We start from the raw sequence: 14,225 nt of genomic DNA on the forward strand, positions 1-14,225 counted from the left end.
CACGACTTCGGCGGCGGTACGGAAAACGGTTTGGGCCCCCGGCGCGAACGCCGGGGGCCCAAACCGTTTGCTGTTATCTGTTAAATGTTGCTACTTCGTCAGGTCGGGGCCCGAGGAGGCGACGGCGGCCGGGGTGTCCGCGATCGCGGTCTTCTCCTCGCCGCGGAAGGTGAACTTCGCGTCCTTGCCCTCGCCCTCGACACCGACGACCACGATGTGGCCGGCCCGCAGCTCGCCGAAGAGGATCTTCTCGGAGAGGTGGTCCTCGATCTCGCGCTGGATGGTCCGGCGCAGCGGCCGGGCGCCCAGGATCGGGTCGTAGCCGCGCTTGGCCAGCAGCTTCTTGGCCTCGACGCTGAGCTCCAGGCCCATGTCCTTGTCCTTGAGCCGCTCGTCCACCTTGGCGATCATGAGGTCGACGATCTGGATGATGTCGTCCTCGGACAGCTGGTGGAAGACCACGATGTCGTCGACACGGTTCAGGAACTCGGGGCGGAAGTGCTGCTTGAGCTCCTCGCCGACCTTCGCCTTCATCCGCTCGTAGCCGGTCTGGCTGTCGCCCTGGGCCGCGAAGCCCAGGTTGAAGCCCTTGGAGATGTCCCGGGTGCCGAGGTTGGTCGTCATGATGATGACGGTGTTCTTGAAGTCGACCACGCGGCCCTGGGAGTCGGTCAGGCGACCGTCCTCCAGGATCTGCAGCAGCGAGTTGAAGATGTCCGGGTGGGCCTTCTCCACCTCGTCGAAGAGGACGACGGAGAACGGCTTGCGGCGCACCTTCTCGGTGAGCTGGCCGCCCTCCTCGTAGCCGACGTAGCCGGGGGGCGAGCCGAAGAGCCGGGAGACGGTGTGCTTCTCCGAGAACTCCGACATGTCGAGGGCGATCAGCGCGTCCTCGTCGCCGAAGAGGAACTCGGCGAGCGTCTTGGACAGCTCGGTCTTACCGACACCGGACGGGCCGGCGAAGATGAACGAGCCACCGGGGCGCTTCGGGTCCTTGAGGCCCGCACGGGTGCGCCGGATGGCCTGGGAGAGCGCCTTGATGGCGTCCTTCTGGCCGATGACGCGCTTGTGCAGCTCGTCCTCCATGCGCAGCAGCCGGGAGGTCTCCTCCTCGGTCAGCTTGAAGACCGGGATGCCGGTGGCGGTGGCCAGGACCTCGGCGATGAGCTCCTCGTCCACCTCCGCGACGACGTCCATGTCGCCGGCCTTCCACTCCTTCTCGCGCTTGGCCTTGGCCTGCAGGAGCTGCTTCTCGTCGTCGCGCAGGGACGCGGCCTTCTCGAAGTCCTGCGCGTCGATCGCGCTCTCCTTCTCGCGGCGCACGTCGGCGATCTTCTCGTCGAACTCGCGCAGGTCCGGCGGCGCGGTCATCCGGCGGATGCGCATCCGGGAACCGGCCTCGTCGATGAGGTCGATGGCCTTGTCCGGCAGGAAGCGGTCCGAGATGTACCGGTCGGCCAGGGTGGCGGCGGCGACCAGGGCGGCGTCCGTGATGGAGACCCGGTGGTGGGCCTCGTAGCGGTCACGCAGGCCCTTGAGGATCTCGATGGTGTGCGGCAGCGACGGCTCGGCGACCTGGATCGGCTGGAAGCGGCGCTCCAGCGCGGCGTCCTTCTCCAGGTGCTTGCGGTACTCGTCGAGCGTGGTGGCACCGATGGTCTGCAGCTCGCCGCGGGCCAGCATCGGCTTGAGGATCGAGGCGGCGTCGATGGCGCCCTCGGCGGCGCCCGCGCCGACCAGGGTGTGCAGCTCGTCGATGAACAGGATGATGTCGCCGCGGGTGCGGATCTCCTTGAGGACCTTCTTCAGGCGCTCCTCGAAGTCACCGCGGTAGCGGGAGCCGGCCACCAGGGCGCCCAGGTCCAGCGTGTAGAGCTGCTTGTCCTTGAGCGTCTCCGGGACCTCGCCCTTGACGATCGCCTGGGCCAGGCCCTCGACGACGGCGGTCTTGCCGACGCCGGGCTCACCGATCAGCACCGGGTTGTTCTTGGTGCGGCGGGACAGCACCTGCATGACCCGCTCGATCTCCTTCTCGCGCCCGATGACCGGGTCGAGCTTGGCCTCGCGGGCGGCCTGGGTGAGGTTGCGGCCGAACTGGTCCAGGACCAGCGAGGTCGACGGGGTGCCCTCGGCCGGCCCGCCGGCCGTGGCCGACTCCTTGCCGCCGGGGGTCTGGTAGCCGGAGAGCAGCTGGATGACCTGCTGGCGGACCCGGTTGAGGTCGGCGCCCAGCTTCACCAGGACCTGGGCGGCGACGCCCTCGCCCTCGCGGATCAGGCCGAGCAGGATGTGCTCGGTGCCGATGTAGTTGTGGCCGAGCTGCAGGGCCTCCCGGAGCGACAGCTCCAGGACCTTCTTCGCCCGGGGGGTGAAGGGAATGTGACCGGACGGGGCCTGCTGGCCCTGGCCGATGATCTCCTCGACCTGCTGGCGAACGGCCTCAAGAGAAATCCCGAGGCTCTCCAGGGCCTTAGCGGCGACACCCTCACCCTCGTGGATCAGACCCAGGAGGATGTGCTCGGTGCCGATGTAGTTGTGGTTGAGCATCCGGGCTTCTTCCTGAGCCAGGACGACAACCCGCCGCGCGCGGTCGGTGAACCTCTCGAACATCGTTTATCGCTCCTCAGAGCGGTCGGGCAGTTCGGGGTCCGTCCCCGCCCTGTCCTTCCGCATGCTAGTCCCGCTCAGCGGCGCGGCCCACGGATTCGCCCCCTTGAAGGGGAGCGACATACAGCGCGACCAGCCGACACCAATCCCAACCCGATGCTGGGAGACGGTGTTCCCGCACGCGGGCCGGATGCACCGGATACCGCTACGCCATCGGCGAACAACCTCCGCCGTGGCGCTGCCGGTGGGTGTCCGACCGGTCACGCGTCCTGCCCCGGGCGGAGTCGCGGACCCCGTCCCCCTGCATTCATACCCGGTATCGGGGCGGTTCTCGCGCAGTTTCCGCGGTGGCGGTGTTCGCCTGGCGAGAAGTCGGGCCGCCGCTGACGGTGGATCAGCCGCGGCCGGGGCGGCCGGTGTGCGCCGCCCGGTGGCGTCCGCGTCGCCGCTTCGCCCTTACAGCCTTGCACAGGCCGTGACGCGGTGCGCCGCGGGGCGCGGAGGGGACCCCTCCGCGCCCCGCACGTCTGCCGTGGACGCCTCACGCGGCGCCCGGAACCCCGCACCCGTCCGGACTGCCGGGCGTCACCCGGTTCAGGACGCGTTGGCCTTCTCGTAGGCCTCGCGCACGTTGCTGGGGACGCGGCCGCGGTCGTTGACCTCCAGGCCCTGCTCCTTGGCCCACGCGCGGATCTTGGCGGTGTCCGGGACGCTGCCGGACGGACGCGGGGCCGAGCCGCGGCCGGGGCGGCGGGCACCGGCGAGCCGGCCGCTCTGCTTGCGGCCCTTCTCCACGTACGGCGCCAGCAGGCCGCGGAGCTTGTCCGCGTTGGCGCTCTTCAGGTCGATCTCGTAGGCAACGCCGTCGAGCGCGAACGTCACCGTTTCGTCCGCCGACCCGCCGTCGAGATCGTCTTCAAGAATGACCTGCACCCTCTGTGCCACGGGCTTCCCTTTCCGCTAAACGACCCATTGCCTAAGGAAAGGAAAGCGCCTTTCTCCGGAAAACACAAACCCCTGGCCGTCCGGGGGCGGCTCACAGGTGCAGCAGCATGCGCGAGTTGCCCAGTGTGTTGGGCTTCACCCGCTCCAGGTCGAGGAACTCGGCGACACCTTCATCGTACGAGCGGAGAAGTTCTTCATAGACATCCGTAGCGATCGCCGCCGGGTCTGTCGTACCATCATCGGTTTCCTGGAGCTCCCCGATCTCGGTGAAACCGTGTTTCGCGAAGAAGGCGACCTCGAACGTCAAGCAGAAAATCCGACGGACGCCGAGCCAGCGGGCGGTCTGCAGCAGCTTCTCCAGCAGCAGGTGACCGACCCCGTGGCCGCGGCAGGACGGGTCGACGGCGAGGGTGCGGACCTCGGCGAGGTCCTCCCACATCACGTGCAGCGCGCCGCAGGCGACCACGGTGCCGTTGTCGTCGCGTTCCGCGACCCAGAACTCCTGCACCGATTCGAACAGTGTGACGGTGGGCTTGTCGAGCAGAATGCCGTCGCGTGCGTAGGCGTCGATGAGCCCGCGTACGGCCCGCACGTCCGTGGTCCGCGCCCGGCGGATGGTGACCTCCATGGCGGGACGTTATCGTGCCGGCCCCGACCCGGTCCCGCCGGTATCCGGTCCGCTCTCCGATCCGCTCTCCGGCCCGCTCCGGCGGGAATCCGCGGCGGCCGGATCGGACGGGGACAGAGCGGCCACCCGCAAGGCGTCCCGCAGCGCCTCCCGCTGCTCGGGCGACATCAGGCCGAAGAAGTGCACCAGGGCCGCGGCGGGATTGTCGCTCGTGGCCCACGCGTCGTTCATCAGGGCCGCCGTGTACGCCTCGCGCGAGGAGACCGGTTCATATCGATAGGCCCGGCCCGCGCGCTCCCGGCGGAGCCAGCCCTTTCTGTGCAGCTTGTCCAGCACGGTCATCACCGTGGTGTACGCGATATCGCGTTCCGACCGCAGATCCAGGAGAACCTCGCGAACCGTGACCGGTCGGTTCCACTGCCACACCCGGGTCATGATGGCGTTCTCAAGTTCGCCGAGTTGCCGGACCATAGTGCGGCCAGGATAGGGAGTGAATGGGGCAAATCTTGTGAAGTGCCGCAAACCGGCGCGCCGCCACCCCCGGAATCCGGGAATGGCGGCGCGGGGTGATCGCGGACGACCGACGGGGTCAGTCGACCAGGTCCTCCTTGGTCTTCTGGGCCCCGCCCTGGCTGCGGATGATGGCCCGCACCAGGAAGCCGAAACCGATCGCCATGACCAGCGGCGGGACGATCGCGCTGACGTAGTCCATCAGGTCACTCCTCCTCGGTCTTCTCCGCCGCACCGGCGGACGCCTTGGGCTCCGGCTTCACCAGCGGGAAGAGCACCGTCTCCCGGATGTTCTTGCCGGTCAGCAGCATGATCAGGCGGTCCACCCCGAGACCGAGGCCACCGGTGGGCGGCATCGCGTACTCCAGGGCCCGCAGGAAGTCCTCGTCGACCTGCATCGCCTCGACGTCGCCGCCGGCCGCGAGCAGGGACTGCGCGTTCAGCCGGGCGCGCTGCTCGACCGGGTCGACCAGCTCGGAGTAGGCGGTGCCGATCTCGGTGCCGAAGATCACCAGGTCCCACTTCTCGGCCACGCCCGGGATCGAGCGGTGCTGGCGGGTCAGCGGGGAGACCTCGGTCGGGTAGTCCTTGATGAAGGTCGGCCGGACGGCGTTCTCCTCCAGCAGGCGCTCGACCATCTCCAGCACGATCTGGCCGTGGCCCCACTCCTTCTCGAAGGGGATGCCGTGCTCGGTGGCCAGCTTGCGCAGCTCCTCGACGCCGGTCTCCGGGGTGACCTCGGCGCCCAGCCGGGCCGAGATGCCCGGGTAGACGCCGATCTCCTCCCAGGGCTCGGCCAGGTCGATCTCGTGCTCCACGCCGTGCGGGTCCAGGCCCTTGATCACCGTGGTGCCCAGCGCGTCCCGGGCGGCGTTGATGATGGTGGCCCGGATCAGCTCGGCCTGGGTGTCGTAGTCGCCGTAGGCCTCGTACGACTCCAGCGAGGTGAACTCGGGGTTGTGGGTGGAGTCCGCGCCCTCGTTGCGGAAGTTGCGGTTGATCTCGAAGACCTTCTCCGCGCCGCCGACCACCAGCCGCTTGAGGTACAGCTCGGGGGCGATCCGCATGTAGAGGTCGATGTCGTACGCGTTGATGTGCGTCTTGAACGGCCGCGCGTTGGCGCCGCCGTGCACCGGCTGCAGCATCGGGGTCTCGACCTCGATGTAGCCGCGCTCCTCGTAGGTGCGGCGGATCGAGCGGACGACCTTGGAACGCAGGTGGAGGATCTCGCGGGCCTCCGGGTTGACGATCAGGTCGACGTAGCGCTGGCGGACCCGGGCCTCCGGGTCGGTCAGGCCCTTGTGCTTGTCCGGCAGCGGGCGCAGGCACTTGGCGGTGAGCTCCCAGCGGTCCACCATCACCGACAGCTCGCCGCGCCGGGAGGTGATCACCTCGCCCTCGACGCCGACCTGGTCACCGAGGTCGATGTCGGACTTCCAGGCCGACAGCCGCTCCTCGCCCAGCTTGTCCAGGGAGAGCATCACCTGGAGGTCGCCGGAGCCGTCGCGCAGGGTGGCGAAGCAGAGCTTGCCGCCGGTGCGGGAGAGGATCACCCGGCCGGTGATGCCGACCCGCTCGCCGGTCGCGGTGTCCGGGGTGAGGTCCGGGTGCTTGGCCCGGAGGTCGGCGATGGTGCTCGTCCGGGGGAAGCCGACCGGGTAGGGGTCGACGCCGGCGGCCCGGAGCCGCTCCAGCTTCTCGCGCCGGACGCGCATCTGCTCGGGAAGGTCGTCGGTCGCGGGGATAGGGCTCTGATCGCTCACCCCACCAGAGTAGCCAGCCGCCACCGGTGCTTTGCCACAGGATTACCGTGCCGTGCGGTGCGGCAGTGGTGCCGCGGTGGTGCGACGGGGCCGTCGGGAACGGGAGCCGGGAACGGAACCGGGGAGGCCGGGCCGGACGGATCCGGCGCGGCCTCCCCGGGAGGCGTCGGTACGGTGGGCTCAGCCGGTGCCGGTGGCCAGTTCCACGTCCGCGTCCTCGGCCGCCGCCGGCGCGGCCGGGTGGACCGGCGGCTTGGGGCGGCGGCCGAACAGCTCCGCGGGGGTGGGCATCCGGTGCGGCCGGACGGGCTGGCGGCCCTGGGGCGCGCGGGGGTCGGCGGACTGCTCGACGGGGGGCTCGGTGCTGCTCATCGGGATCCGTCCTCCAACAGGGGTGAGGGGACTGCCGCTCGGTGCGGCGGGGCTCGGTACGGCGACGAGGTGGCGCTGGCCGGTGGTGAGGGCGAGCCGCTCGCGGACCGCGGCCTCGGCCAGCGCGTGGCAGCGCCCGGCGAGCCGGGAGCGGCGGGAGCGCTCGCCCTGGCCGCAGGGCTGGCGGCTCAGTCCGCGCAGCGCGGTGAGGTCCTCCGGCCCGGGGAGGTAGCCGTCGGCCACCGCCTCCTCCAGCCGTTCCAGGTAGCCGCTGGCACTGCCCGGCAGGGCGGTGCGGTAGCGGGCGAGGTCGGCGAGGAGGAAGGCGCGCAGCCGGCCGCCCTCCTGGACGGCCTCGTCGATCGCCTCGGTCAGGCGCAGCGCGTCCTGGACGTCCTCGGCCCACAGCGCGGCGCCCGCGTCGGCGGAGGCCGGCAGGCCGGGGAGCTGGAGGTGGACGGGGACGACGGGGTGCAGGGCTTGGGCGAGGGCGCGGCGCAGCACGCGGACTTCGTCGGCGCTGAAGGCCATGCCGCCGCGCGATCCGTGTGGCGTAGGCATGGGCTGACACTACGTGAGGAATATCCGATTTGTCGGTAGCGTCGCGCCGACGCCGCGCGTCCGGCCCGGGAACGTGCCGGGGCGGCTCAGCGGCGCAGTGCCTCCGCCGGCTGGATCCGGGCCGCCCGCCAGGCCGGGTAGACCCCCGCCAGCAGTCCGGTGAGCAGTCCGATCACCGGCGCCGCCGCCACCGTCGCCGGGTCGACCACCGGGGTCCAGTCCCGGGCGAGCGCCACCCCGAGCACCGTCAGCACCCCCAGCGAGGTGCCCACCAGGCCGCCGATCAGCCCCAGCGAGGCCGACTCGGAGAGGAACTGGCCGGTGATGTGCCGGCCCCGCGCGCCCAGCGCCCGGCGCAGGCCGATCTCACCGGTCCGCTCCAGGACGGCGACCAGGGTGGTGTTGGCGATGCCGACCGCGCCGATCACCAGGCAGATGCCGGCCAGCAGCAGGAACAGCTGGTTGAGGTCGGAGGTGACGTTGGAGCGCAGCGTGCGCGGGTCCGGCGGCGGGACGGGCTTGAAGTACTCCGGGTGCGCCGGGTCCAGGGCGAGCGGGGCCTCGGCGGCGATCTGCCGGGCGGCGCCGATCCGGGTCGAGATGATCATCTTGGCCCGGTCGCGCTCCGGCTCGCCCCAGAGCCTGGCGGCGGCGCCGCGCGGCACCGTCACCGAGAGCAGCAGGTCCGGCTTGCGCTTCACGTCGTCGACGATCCCGATCACCGTGAACGGCTTGTTCTGCAGGAAGATCGCCGGCTGGGTGTCCAGCGTGGTGATGCCCAGCCGGGAGGCCAGCGCCGCGCCGATCACCGCGACCTGGCGGCCGGTGGAGTCGTGCCAGCTGTCGAAGGTCCGGCCCTGCAGCAGGTGCGGCTCGGCCGCCGCGAGCACCCCGGCCGAGGCGGCCACCACGGAGACCTGCTCGCCGCCGCCCTGCCGGCCCACGGGGGCGGCCCGGACCGTTCCGGAGGCCTGGTCCACCGGCCAGTAGACGCCGGCCGCCTCGACCCCGTTCAGCCGCTGGATCCGGGCGTCGGCGTCGGCGGGGAAGGCGAGCGGCACCAGCTCGGGGCGGGTGCCGCCGATGTCCTCGACGCTCACCTCGGTCGCGCTCAGGACGCTGAACCGGGAGTCGATCTGCGAGGAGGTGGTCGCGGTCAGTCCCAGGATGGCCACGAAGGTGCCCACCCCGAGCACGGTGCCCAGACCGGTCAGCGCCGAGCGGGCGGGCCGCTGGAGCACCCCGGCCAGTGCTTCGGCGAACAGGTCGCGCAGCGGGAGGCGGGAGGGCTCGACCACCCGGTCGCGGCGGGTCGGCCTCATGCGACGGCCACCTCCTCGCGCAGCAGGCCGTCCCTGATCGCCACCGTCCGCCGGCCGCGCGCGGCCACCTGCGGGTCGTGGGTGATCAGCAGCACCGTCAGGCCCTGGGCGTGCAGTTCGTCCAGCAGGGCCAGGATCGACTCGGCGGTGACGGTGTCGAGGTTGCCGGTCGGCTCGTCGCAGAGCAGCAGCGACGGCCGGCCGACCAGCGCCCGGGCGATCGCCACCCGCTGGCGCTCGCCGCCGGAGAGCCGGGTCGGCAGTGCGTCCAGCCGGTGGCCGAGGCCCACCCGGACCAGCGCCGCCCGGGCCAGTTCGCGCCGCTCGGCGGCGGCGCGCCGGCCCCGGGTGGCCGTGTAGAGCATGGCGAGGGCCACGTTCTCGGCCGCCGAGCGGTGCGGGAGCAGGTGGAAGGACTGGAAGACGAAGCCTATTCGGCGCCCGCGCAGCGCGGTGCGGTCCGCGTCCGGGAGCCCGCCGGTGTCGATGCCGTCCAGCAGGTAGTGGCCGGTGGTGGGGGCGTCCAGCAGGCCGGCGATGTTCAGGAAGGTGGACTTGCCGGAGCCGGACGGGCCGATCACGGTCACGTACTCGCCGGGGGCGATCGCCAGGTCGCACGGCTTCAGGGCGGCCACCGGCGGCGGGCCCGGGTAGGTCAGGCCGACCTGGCGGAACTCGATGACGGGGGCGGCCGGGGCGGTCGTGTCGGGCACGCCGGCCGCTGCGGTCACGTCGGTCGCTTCGGTCACTTGGCGCCCGCCCCGGTGGCGTCCTTGACACCGACGATCACCTGGTCGCCCTCCTTCAGGCCGCCCTCGGCCAGCGGCCGGACCTCGGCGCTGCCGCCGCCGACCGTGCCCGGGGTGACCTCCACCCGGCGGCGCTGCCCGCTCTCGTACACCGTCACCACCGTCTTGCCGTCCGCCGTCGCGGAGACCGCCGACAGCGGGACGACCAGCACCGGTCCGGCCGAGGAGGCGGCCTGGACGGTCAGCCGGACGTCCTGGCCGGCCAGCCGCTGGTCCAGCGGGGCGTCCGGTTGGACCACCATCTGGTAGCCGGTCGCGGCGCCCTGCGCGGGGCCCGGGTTCTGGCCGCCGCCCTGGCCGCCGCCCGGCGCGGCGCCGGCCGGCTGGCCGTCCCCGGGGGTGTCCGCGACCGCCGCGACCTTGGCGGCGGCCTTGAGGCCGGTCACCTCGGAGAGGATCTCCACCACCTGCCCGGGGTGCACCAGGCCCTTGTCGGAGATGGTCAGACTGCCCTTGACCACCAGCGCCCCGGCCGAGACGGTCAGCACCTTGCCGGACACCTCGCCGCCGATCCGGCCGGCCACCGAGTCGACCCGGGCCGGGAAGCCGGAGAGGAACAGCAGCTCGGCGGCCGGGACCATCGGGCCGGCGACGGCCTTCGCGTCCGTCACCTTCTTCCGCAGCTTGGTGAGGTCCTCGGTGGAGCGGTTCACCAGCTTCTGGGCGGTGTCGACCGCGGTGCGGGCGGCGTCCACCGGGCTCTCCCCGGCCGGGGCCGGGGCGGCGCCGCCGGTCGTGGCGGGCCGGCCGCTGTCGCTCGTGCCGCCGCCCGCACCGGTGGTCGGCGCGGAGCTCGGCTGCGCCTGCTGCTGGGCCTGGGCCTGCTCCTGCTGCCGGGCGGCCGCCACCGCGTCGTCGTAGCGCTTCTTCGCCTGCTTCAGCGCGTCCTTGGCGTCCGCCAGCGCGCGCTCGCCGCCGGTGACCGCGTCCTGGGCGGCGGTCACCTGGGTGTCCCCGTCGGGGGTGGCGGGCAGCGGGTCGTAGCCGCGTGCCGCGTAGAACGCCTTCACCGCGTCCTTGGTGGCGGTGCCGTACGTCCCCTCCGGGTCGGCCGACGACTCGAACCCCAGCTCCATCAGCGCCTGCTGGAGCTGCTTGACGTCCTGGCCGGTGGCGCCCGGCTTGAGGTCCCGGTACACCGGCAGGTCGCCGTGCAGCGCGAGCACCGGCCGCCCCGCCACCTCCAGCACCGACTGCCCGGCCTGTACCTGGTCGCCGACCTTGACCGGCAGCTTGGTCACCACCGGCTTCGCCCCCGCGGCCCCGCCGCCCCCGGCCGGCGCCACGTCCACCGACTGCCCGGCGCTCACCTGGCCGCGGATCACCACGGAGTCGGTCAGCACCCGCTTCTCCACCGCGGCGGTCAGCACGTCCGGCGCCGGCGGCTCGCTGTCCGCGGCCGCCTGCGCGGGTGACTTGATCATCGTCGACGCCGCCACGCCGCCCCCGGCCAGCGCCACCGCGGCGGCCATGACCAGCACCAGTGCCCGGCGACGCCGCCGGACCCCCCGCTCGCCGTCGGCCACCACGTCGACCGCCACCGCCTCCGGCGTCACGTCCGACCGCTCGAACTCGGCCACGCCCCCACCCTCGTTCCGCAGAATCGATCCAACTATCCTACTGTGCAGACTGCCTGATGGTTCATCAGGGTTGTCACCGAGCCTCCGGGATCACCCGGCCGCGGCCTTGCTCGCCTCCTGCGCCATGCGCTTCTCGGAGTCAGCGGCCTCCTTCAGTGCCTGGGCGTTCTGCTCGACCAGCCGCTTTTCCACCTCCAGGCGCACCTGGAGCCAGATCTCCGCCAGCCGGCTGCCCGTCCGGCAGTCGGCGTCCGCCCGGGCGATCGCCAGCTCCTGGGCACCGGCGGCGCCGACGACCTTCTCGAACTGCTGCACCGCCTGTTGCGGGTTCGCGTACGTGTAGCCGCTGGGCCTCATGCACTCCGACCACTGGGTGAGCGCCGCAACCAGCCGGGGATCGGCCGTGGTCTGCTGGTCCGCCTGGGTCGTCAGCTCGCGCAGCCGCCCCTTGGCCGAGTCCTTGCCGCCATCGGTCGCCGCCAGCCGGATCGTCGCCTCCTTGGCGCACTTGGCCTGCGCGGCCTCCGCCGCCGACTCGCCGACGACGGGCTGCTCCGTCTCCGGTGGCTTCGGGTCCCGGCCGTGGGCGGAGCCCGCGTAGCCGAAGTCCTTCAGGGCCTGGGCGGTCGGCCACACGTACGGGTTCGTGCTTCCCCCCTGCGCCTTCAGCCGGGCCACGATCTGCTCGGCCGTCACCGGCTCGCGTTCGGTGGCCTGGTGCCCCTGGTCCCGCGCGCACTTGACGGCGATCTTGTTCGTGGCGTTCATGATGACGGCCTGGCTCTCCGCGTCCCCCCGTATCGCCGCCTCCAGCGGCAGCCCCGCGTCCCCGGCGGCCTCGGGGGACGCCGGTCCGGTGCCGGCCTGCGACTGGGACGGCGCGGCGGCGGGAGTCGAGGAGCCCCCGCCGGAGCCGCCGGAGGAGCATCCGGCCAGTGTCACGGCCGCCGCCATGACCAGCAGCAGCGCCCGCCGGCGCCGCCGGGCCGCCCGCTCGCCGCCGCCCACCTCGTCGTCCGACCGCGTGTCATCGGCCACGTCCCCACCCTCGTTCCGGAAAGTCGATCCAACTGTCGACCGTGTAGACCGATTGACTGTCCGTCAGGGTTGTCGTGCGGTGGTGTCGACTTCATGCGGGTGCCGCGGGTCAGGAGGCCAGGGCCTGGGCGGCGAGCTTCACGCGCTTGTCGATGTCCTGCTTGACGGCGCGCAGGGCCTCGGCGTTCTGCTCGATCAGCGCGCTCTCGTAGGCGGACTCGACCGTGAACCAGATGCCGACGACGTTGTGTTCGGCCTTGCAGGTCGCATCGGCGGTGGCGGTCTGCCGGGCCTTCTCGGAGGAAGCGCCCAGGGTCTGCCACTGCGGGTCGTCGGTGGCCGCGATCGGGGTCGGGTAGTCGTAGCCCTTGGCCTTCATGCAGCCGGACCAGGCGGCGAAGGCGGCGAGCAGCCGGGCGTCGGTCAGAGCCTGCTTCCAGCCGGTGTCCTTGATGTCGGTCACCAGTTGGGCGTCCGCGCCGTTGCCGTTGGCCGCCGTGGCACCCAGCTTGCCGTTCGCCTCGCCGAGACAGCCGCCCGGCGGCACCTGCCGGCCGTTGATCTCCTTGCCGCTCTCCGGCGTCTGGCCCGGGAGCACCGCGGCGCCGGTCGGGCTCCCGGTGAGCGCGAGCAGGTAGGTCGGCGGCTGCTGCGCCCGGGAGGGCTTCTGTCCCGGCCGGTAGTCCTTGACCGTGTAGCCGTACTGGGCGGCCTCCGCCGCGTCCGTGACGAAGTACCGCCACTGCGTCAGGTTCTTCGAGACGGTGCCGGGCTCGGCGGGGGCGGGTTCGACGGCATACGTGAAACCGAAGCCGGTCATGCAGCGGGTGGTCAGCGCGTCCCGGGCCGCGATCAGCTGCTTCTGCTGCTCCATGGTCAGCAGGTAGGCCTCGATCGGCAGCGCCTTGTCGTCGGCCTTGGCGAGGGTCGGGATGGCCGCGACCGACGGCGGCGGCACGTTGAGCCCCTCGCCCGCGGACTTGGCGGGCGGCGTGGTGGTCGAGCTGCAGGCGGCGGTCAGGAGCAGCAGGACGCCCCCGGCGAGCAGCCGTGCCCGGACCTGCGGCGATGTGGTCGTGGCCATCGTTTCGGCGTTCTCCGTGGATCGGTGCGGGTACCCGGTGGGGGCCCGGCCGGCCGGGCCCCCACCGGGCGATGGGGTGTGACGTCAGCCGACGTACTGCCAGGTGCCCGCGGCGTTGTCGTTCTTGACCGTGGTGAGGTCCCGGAACGACAGCGGCGGGATCACCTGGCGGTTGCCCCACGGGACGTCGCCGCTGCGCTGGAAGATGGTGATCTGGAAGTGCGCGTCCTGGTTGGCGACGGAGGCGGCGTGGTTCTTGACCGCCACACCGGCGCCGCTGCTGCCGTACGGGCCGGCGCTGAAGTACGAGCCGGCGTAGTCGTGGACGTCAGCGGCGTGGGCGAACTGGGCGCCCAGTCCGACGCCGGAGGAGTTGTAGAACAGGCAGGCGTAGGTGTAGTCGCAGCTGCCGATGGTGGCGGCCGAGGCGGCCGGGGCGCCGACGACGGCGGTGCCGAGGCCGGTGGCGAGGATCGCGGCCACGGCCGCGATGCGCTTGACGTTCACGTTGGACCCTTCGGACGGCCCGCCCGTGGAGCGGACGGGGGACACGAAGGAGAGAAGCGTGGCACTTCCCCCCGTGTGGAACGCCGGGGGCCGCGGATCTGGACCCGAACCCCCGAGTAGTGCCGAATCTAGGCTGCCCTTCGCATCAAGACCATTGTCCGCAAGGACAGTTGGACATCCGTTCGTACAGCGCGACCATGGCCAGGCGCAGCCGTGAGTCGACGCCGAGGCGGTCCATCAGGGCGGCGACATGGGCCTTGACGGTGCGTTCGGTGATGCCGAGGCGGTCGGCGACCTCCTGGTTGGAGAGGTCCAGCGCCAGGAGGTGCAGCACCTCTTCCTGGCGGCCGCTCAGGCTGTCGATCCGGGACGCCGAGGTGCGCAGGTCGTCCAGGGTGGCATCGACGGCCGTGATGGTTCCGTGCATGTGTTTCCCCCCTCAGTGCCTACCGCTCCTCGATGGGGAGCGGCGGGTGACGGGGCCCCGGCGTTCGACGCT

The 14,225-nt window shown here is 72.0% G+C and carries 13 protein-coding genes and 1 pseudogene; all 14 read right to left on the reverse strand.

What is annotated here, in order from left to right; genetic code table 11:
* Positions 1 to 90: 90 nt before the first annotated feature.
* On the reverse strand, positions 91 to 2,610 hold the full coding sequence (locus ABZW10_RS00985; protein WP_355357836.1) for an ATP-dependent Clp protease ATP-binding subunit: 2,520 nt from the start codon (positions 2,608 to 2,610) through the stop codon (positions 91 to 93).
* A gap of 591 nt (positions 2,611 to 3,201) precedes the next feature.
* Positions 3,202 to 3,552, reverse strand: coding sequence for an Lsr2 family protein (locus tag ABZW10_RS00990; RefSeq protein ID WP_355357839.1), 351 nt, complete (start codon positions 3,550 to 3,552; stop codon positions 3,202 to 3,204).
* A 91-nt stretch (positions 3,553 to 3,643) separates the two neighbouring features.
* Positions 3,644 to 4,180 (reverse strand): amino-acid N-acetyltransferase, encoded by a 537-nt coding sequence (locus ABZW10_RS00995; protein ID WP_355357842.1) that lies wholly within the window; start codon positions 4,178 to 4,180, stop codon positions 3,644 to 3,646.
* Positions 4,181 to 4,189: 9 nt separating this feature from the next.
* The gene (locus ABZW10_RS01000) at positions 4,190 to 4,651 is read right to left on the reverse strand and encodes a BlaI/MecI/CopY family transcriptional regulator (protein ID WP_355357845.1); all 462 of its coding nucleotides are present in this window, start codon (positions 4,649 to 4,651) and stop codon (positions 4,190 to 4,192) included.
* Positions 4,652 to 4,769: 118 nt separating this feature from the next.
* Entirely contained in the window at positions 4,770 to 4,892 is a 123-nt protein-coding gene (locus tag ABZW10_RS01005) for a hypothetical protein (protein WP_355357848.1), read from the reverse strand.
* Positions 4,893 to 4,896: 4 nt separating this feature from the next.
* Positions 4,897 to 6,423, reverse strand: a pseudogene (gene lysX / locus ABZW10_RS01010) (bifunctional lysylphosphatidylglycerol synthetase/lysine--tRNA ligase LysX); the annotation flags it as partial.
* A 210-nt stretch (positions 6,424 to 6,633) separates the two neighbouring features.
* Positions 6,634 to 7,386 carry a hypothetical protein gene (locus ABZW10_RS01015; RefSeq protein ID WP_355357851.1) on the reverse strand — a complete coding sequence of 251 codons (753 nt, stop codon included), beginning with the start codon at positions 7,384 to 7,386 and terminating at the stop codon, positions 6,634 to 6,636.
* Between the two features lie 86 nt (positions 7,387 to 7,472).
* The gene (locus tag ABZW10_RS01020) at positions 7,473 to 8,708 is read right to left on the reverse strand and encodes an ABC transporter permease (RefSeq protein WP_355357854.1); all 1,236 of its coding nucleotides are present in this window, start codon (positions 8,706 to 8,708) and stop codon (positions 7,473 to 7,475) included.
* Positions 8,705 to 9,421, reverse strand: coding sequence for an ABC transporter ATP-binding protein (locus ABZW10_RS01025; RefSeq protein WP_355358879.1), 717 nt, complete (start codon positions 9,419 to 9,421; stop codon positions 8,705 to 8,707). Before ABZW10_RS01025 ends, ABZW10_RS01020 begins: the two co-directional genes overlap by 4 nt.
* 32 nt (positions 9,422 to 9,453) lie before the next feature.
* Positions 9,454 to 11,097 (reverse strand): peptidoglycan-binding protein, encoded by a 1,644-nt coding sequence (locus ABZW10_RS01030; RefSeq protein WP_355357857.1) that lies wholly within the window; start codon positions 11,095 to 11,097, stop codon positions 9,454 to 9,456.
* 90 nt (positions 11,098 to 11,187) lie between these two features.
* The gene (locus ABZW10_RS01035) at positions 11,188 to 12,135 is read right to left on the reverse strand and encodes a hypothetical protein (RefSeq protein WP_355357860.1); all 948 of its coding nucleotides are present in this window, start codon (positions 12,133 to 12,135) and stop codon (positions 11,188 to 11,190) included.
* Between the two features lie 109 nt (positions 12,136 to 12,244).
* A complete protein-coding gene (locus ABZW10_RS01040; protein WP_355357863.1) occupies positions 12,245 to 13,219 on the reverse strand; it encodes a hypothetical protein in 975 nt (324 codons plus the stop codon).
* Positions 13,220 to 13,303: 84 nt separating this feature from the next.
* Positions 13,304 to 13,726 (reverse strand): hypothetical protein, encoded by a 423-nt coding sequence (locus tag ABZW10_RS01045; RefSeq protein ID WP_355357866.1) that lies wholly within the window; start codon positions 13,724 to 13,726, stop codon positions 13,304 to 13,306.
* 145 nt (positions 13,727 to 13,871) lie between these two features.
* Positions 13,872 to 14,153 (reverse strand): LuxR C-terminal-related transcriptional regulator, encoded by a 282-nt coding sequence (locus ABZW10_RS01050; protein WP_355357869.1) that lies wholly within the window; start codon positions 14,151 to 14,153, stop codon positions 13,872 to 13,874.
* Between the last annotated feature and the right edge of the window lie 72 nt (positions 14,154 to 14,225).

This window comes from Kitasatospora sp. NPDC004723, from assembly GCF_040609255.1.
Classification (GTDB): Bacteria; Actinomycetota; Actinomycetes; order Streptomycetales; family Streptomycetaceae; genus Kitasatospora.

What these genes read in the sequence shown, in the direction of transcription:
- ABZW10_RS01000 (WP_355357845.1), bottom strand. Translation starts at nt 4,651, where the DNA reads ATGGTCCGGCAACTCGGCGAACTTGAGAACGCCATCATGACCCGGGTG.
- ABZW10_RS00995 (WP_355357842.1), bottom strand. Translation starts at nt 4,180, where the DNA reads ATGGAGGTCACCATCCGCCGGGCGCGGACCACGGACGTGCGGGCCGTA.
- ABZW10_RS01050 (WP_355357869.1), bottom strand. Translation starts at nt 14,153, where the DNA reads ATGCACGGAACCATCACGGCCGTCGATGCCACCCTGGACGACCTGCGC.
- ABZW10_RS01015 (WP_355357851.1), bottom strand. Translation starts at nt 7,386, where the DNA reads ATGCCTACGCCACACGGATCGCGCGGCGGCATGGCCTTCAGCGCCGAC.
- ABZW10_RS00985 (WP_355357836.1), bottom strand. Translation starts at nt 2,610, where the DNA reads ATGTTCGAGAGGTTCACCGACCGCGCGCGGCGGGTTGTCGTCCTGGCT.
- ABZW10_RS01020 (WP_355357854.1), bottom strand. Translation starts at nt 8,708, where the DNA reads ATGAGGCCGACCCGCCGCGACCGGGTGGTCGAGCCCTCCCGCCTCCCG.
- ABZW10_RS01005 (WP_355357848.1), bottom strand. Translation starts at nt 4,892, where the DNA reads ATGGACTACGTCAGCGCGATCGTCCCGCCGCTGGTCATGGCGATCGGT.
- ABZW10_RS01040 (WP_355357863.1), bottom strand. Translation starts at nt 13,219, where the DNA reads ATGGCCACGACCACATCGCCGCAGGTCCGGGCACGGCTGCTCGCCGGG.